The sequence below is a fragment of the Burkholderia sp. LMG 13014 genome, assembly GCF_905232215.1.
Taxonomy (GTDB): domain Bacteria; phylum Pseudomonadota; class Gammaproteobacteria; order Burkholderiales; family Burkholderiaceae; genus Burkholderia.
In genome coordinates this window covers 1-4,155 of record NZ_CAJNKE010000515.1, presented here as the reverse complement: position 1 = coordinate 4,155, position 4,155 = coordinate 1, and the positions used below count along the sequence as shown (strand labels likewise).

General features: G+C 67.6%; 6 protein-coding genes. 2 read left to right on the top strand and 4 right to left on the bottom strand.

Annotated features, from left to right (window positions below; translation table 11 throughout):
- The coding region (locus JYJ84_RS29945; protein WP_205189850.1) for a methyl-accepting chemotaxis protein at window positions 1-1,450 on the bottom strand (1,450 nt) is incomplete at its 3' end.
- Here JYJ84_RS29945 and JYJ84_RS29940 point away from each other — a divergent pair.
- Window positions 1,425-1,649: a hypothetical protein gene (locus tag JYJ84_RS29940; protein ID WP_175221615.1), complete on the top strand. Its 225-nt coding sequence runs from the start codon at window positions 1,425-1,427 to the stop codon at window positions 1,647-1,649. The genes JYJ84_RS29945 and JYJ84_RS29940 overlap by 26 nt on opposite strands.
- A 39-nt stretch (window positions 1,650-1,688) precedes the next feature.
- On the top strand, window positions 1,689-1,979 hold the full coding sequence (locus JYJ84_RS29935) for a YciI family protein (RefSeq protein ID WP_175221614.1): 291 nt from the start codon (window positions 1,689-1,691) through the stop codon (window positions 1,977-1,979).
- Between the two features lie 151 nt (window positions 1,980-2,130).
- Here JYJ84_RS29935 and JYJ84_RS29930 read toward each other — a convergent pair whose 3' ends face one another.
- The 3 genes from JYJ84_RS29930 to JYJ84_RS29920 form a co-directional block, all read right to left on the bottom strand.
- Entirely contained in the window at window positions 2,131-2,748 is a 618-nt protein-coding gene (locus JYJ84_RS29930; RefSeq protein WP_175221613.1) for an SCO family protein, read from the bottom strand.
- 18 nt (window positions 2,749-2,766) lie between these two features.
- Complete coding sequence (gene cyoE / locus JYJ84_RS29925) at window positions 2,767-3,669, bottom strand: heme o synthase (RefSeq protein WP_011353269.1); 903 nt, start codon at window positions 3,667-3,669, stop codon at window positions 2,767-2,769.
- Window positions 3,670-3,677: 8 nt separating this feature from the next.
- Window positions 3,678-4,155 (bottom strand): heme A synthase (locus JYJ84_RS29920; protein ID WP_205189849.1); only part of this gene is annotated, 478 nt, incomplete at its 5' end.

The following is a 4,155-nucleotide window of genomic DNA, read 5'->3' as shown; positions in this document are numbered from 1 at the left end:
TCTGCTGCGTCACCTGGTCCATCTGCGTGACCGCGCGCCCGACCTGCGTGATGCCGCTCGCCTGCTCCTCGGACGCGGCCGCGATCTCGCCCATGATGTCGGTCACGCGTGCGACGGCCTGCAGGATCTCGCCCATCGTCGTGCCGGCCTGACCGACCAGCGTCGACCCGTTGCGCACGCGCTCGACCGAGTCGACGATCAGCTCGCGGATCTCCTTCGACGCCGTCGCGCTGCGCTGCGCGAGCGAGCGCACTTCGCCCGCCACCACGGCGAAGCCGCGGCCCTGCTCGCCGGCGCGCGCCGCTTCGACCGCCGCGTTCAGCGCGAGGATGTTGGTCTGGAACGCGATGCCCTCGATCACGCCGATGATGTCGGCGATCTTGCGCGAGCTGTCGTCGATCTGCCCCATCGTGCCGATCACGCGGTTCACGACGTCGCTCCCCGTGCGTGCGATCTCCGATGCGCTGTTCGCGAGCCCGCTCGCCTGCCGCGCGTTGTCGGCGTTCTGCTTCACCGTCGCGGTCAGCTGCTCCATGCTCGCGGCGGTTTCTTCCAGCGACGCGGCCTGCTCCTCGGTGCGCTGCGACAGGTCGTCGTTGCCGGCCGAGATCTGGCGGCTCGCCGACGCGATCGATCCGGCCGACTGGCGAATCCCGCCGATCGTCGCCTGCAGCCGTGCCTGCATGTCGTGCATCGCGGCCATCATGCTCGTGCGGTCGCCCGCGCGCACCGGCACCGGCTGCGTCAGGTCGCCCTGCGCGATGCGCGTCGCGAGCGCGGCCGCTTCGTCGGGCTCGCCGCCGAGGCTGCTGCGCACGTTGCGGATGATCACCAGCATCGCCGCGCTGATCACGAAGCCGATCACGAGCACGACTGCGAGGTGGCCGAGCAGCGTCCGGTAGTAGATGGTGTCGATGTCCTTCAGGAAGACGCCGCTCGAGATGTTCCAGTCCCACGGCGTAAAGCGCGTGACGTAGCTGATCTTCGGCACGGCAGTCTCGCTGTGCGGCAGGCGTCCGCGGTACTCGGCAAAGCCGCTGCCGGTTTCCTTCGCGGCGTTCAGGATCGTGACGAACAGCGGCTTGCCGTCCGGGTCGAGATAGTCGCCGACCTGCGTGCCGACCAGCTTCGGCAGCGTCGGATGCATCAGCACGACCGGCTTCGAGTCCATCACGAACACGTAGCCCGAATCGCCGTAGCGCATCGCGGCGAGGCTCGCGAGCGCGTCGCGCTTCGCGTCGGCTTCGGGCAGCGTGCCGCTCTGCGCGAGTGCGTGATACGCCTTCACGATGCCGGCCGCCGAGTCGACGAGATTCGCGATGCCTGCCTTGCGTTCGGCGAGCATCGTCGCGCGCGTCTCGTACGCGCTCCATGCGCCGACGCCCAGGAGACCGATCCATACCAGCGCAAGCGCGAGCCACAGCTTGCGGTTCAAACTCATTCTGCTCATCTGCGTGCCTTTGTCGATGTCGATGCGCACGCTGCGCGCGAACGGCCTGCCGCGCGCAAACGCTTGCCCATTTATTTACGGCACCAAGGCTTACAACTTGAATACGCGCGGGCGCCGCGAACCGGCGATCGGCACGCCGCCCCGCCCCGCGACCGCCGGCACGACAGCCCGCATCCGCTGTGCTAAAAAGACCGGCTAGCCGGCACACGAAGAGCCGGCATCATTCCGGGGGCCATCCATGTACGTCATCGACATCCACTACGCCGTATCGCTCGAGCGCATCGACGACGCGCTCGAACGCCATCGCGCCTTTCTGCAGCCGCTGTTCGACAAGGGCATCTTCATCGCGGCCGGGCCGAAGGTGCCGCGCGAAGGCGGCGTGATCCTCGCGGCCCGCATCGATCGCGACGAGCTGGACGCGATCCTGAAGACCGATCCGTTCGTCACCGAGGGGCTCGCCACGTATCGCGTGACGGAATTCCGGATCACGCGTGCCGCATCCGGCTTCAACGTGCCCGCGCTGCCGTAACGCGACGCCTGCGCGACATCTACGCGATACGTGCGCAGGCCGGCACGCCGCCCGACGGGCGGTTCAGGCAAACAACGAAGAGAGAGGGAAAGCGTGACGGCGCGTGGCGGCCGTCACGTGATCGCCGGGCCGGGCGCCCGGCGGCGGCCGGTCAGTCGACCAGCAGCTTCAGGTCGTGAACCCACGGGCCGGGGCCCTGGCCGTCGCGCACGAACAGGCGCAGCTTGCCGTCGCGGTCGAACACATAGCTCGCGGCGGTGTGATCCATCGTGTAGCTGCCGGGCGTCTTGCCGGGCACCTTCGCGTAGTACACGCGGAAATCCTTCGTGACCTTCTTCAGTGCCGCTTCGTCGGCCGGCCGCAGGCCGATGAACGACGGATCGAACGCGGGCACGTACTGGCCGAGCAGCGCCGGCGTGTCACGCTCCGGGTCGACGGTCACGAACAGCACCTGCACGCGCTTCGCGGCATCCGGCCCAAGCTGCTTCAGCGCCTCAGACAGCTCGACCATCGTCGTCGGGCACACGTCCGGGCAGTGCGTATAACCGAAGAACATCACGACGGCCTTGCCCTTGAAATCGGCGAGCGTGCGCACCTTGCCGGCCGTATCGGGCAGCGAGAAGTCGCTGCCGAACTGCGTGTTGCCGGTGATGTCGAGATTCTGGAATTTCGGCGCGTTGTCGCATCCGGCGAGCAGCAGCGCTGCCGTGAATGCGCACGCGAGCATCCAGCCTTGGCGCGCGCGGCGCCCGAACCGTGATTGGAGCATTGCGTTCAAACCGTGCGGTTACACGCCGAGCAGCGGGCGTGCATAGTGATCGACGAGCAGCGCGGCAAACAGCAGCGACAGGTAGACGATCGAGTAGCGGAAGGCCTTGCGGGCGAGTTCGTCCGAATAATCGCGATGGATCTTCCACGCATACGCGAGGAACACCGCGCCGAGCAGTACCGCGCTCGTCAGGTAGACGGCCCCGCTCATCCCGGAGATGAACGGCATCAGCGTGACCGCGAACAGGATCACCGTGTACAGCAGGATGTGCAGCCGCGTGAACTTCTCGCCGTGCGTGACGGGCAGCATCGGCAGCCCGGCGTTCTCGTAATCCTTGCGGCGATAGAGCGCGAGCACCCAGAAATGCGGCGGCGTCCACACGAAGATGATCAGCACGAGGATCCACGCGTCGCCCGGCACCGCGCCGGTGACCGCGGCCCAGCCGAGCGCCGGCGGCATCGCGCCCGATGCGCCGCCGATCACGATGTTCTGCGGCGTCATCGGCTTGAGCAGCAGCGTGTAGATCACCGCGTAGCCGACGAAGGTGGCGATCGTCAGCCACATCGTCAGCGGGTTCGTGAACGTATAGAGCGTCCATGCGCCGACGCTGCCGAGCACGGCGGAGAAGATCAGGATCTGCGGGGTCGTGATCTCGCCGCGCGCGGACGGGCGCCACGCGGTGCGGCGCATCATCGCGTCGATCTTCTGTTCGACGAGGCAATTGATCGCGAACGCGGCGCCGGCCAGCAGCCAGATGCCGACCGTGCCGCCGATCAGCACATGCCACGGCACCATGCCCGGCGTCGCGAGGAACATGCCGATCACCGCGCAGAACACCGCGAGCTGCGTGACACGCGGCTTCGTCAGTGCCATGTATTGCGAAAACCGGCTACCGGGCGATTGGGAGAGGGTGCTTTGCATGGGGACGGTCACGCCGGGGCAGCGTCGCGCGCAGGCTGCGCGACACGGCCGGGGCGGCCTGAAAGGATGCGAAAGTTTAACATGACGACGAGCAGCAGCAGGATCGCGGCCCCGCCGTTGTGCGCGACGGCGACCGGCAGCGGCCACTGCAGCACGATGTTGGTCAGGCCCGTCACGAACTGCAGCAGGACGACCAGCAGCACGCCGTTCGCGGGCCGCCGCAGCGATTCGAAGCGGCGCATCTTCAGCGCGAACGCGACCAGATACGCGACCACCACGAACGCGAACGTGCGGTGCGTCCAGTGGATCGCGACCAGCGCGTCCTGCGTGATCGCCTCGCCGTCCTTCGTCATCCCGAGCGCGCGCCACAGGTGGAAGCCGTGCTGGAAGTCCATCGGCGGGATCCACTGGCCGTTGCAGGTCGGGAAGTCGGTGCACGCGAGCACCGCGTAATTGGTGCTCACCCAGCCGCCGAGCGCGATCTGC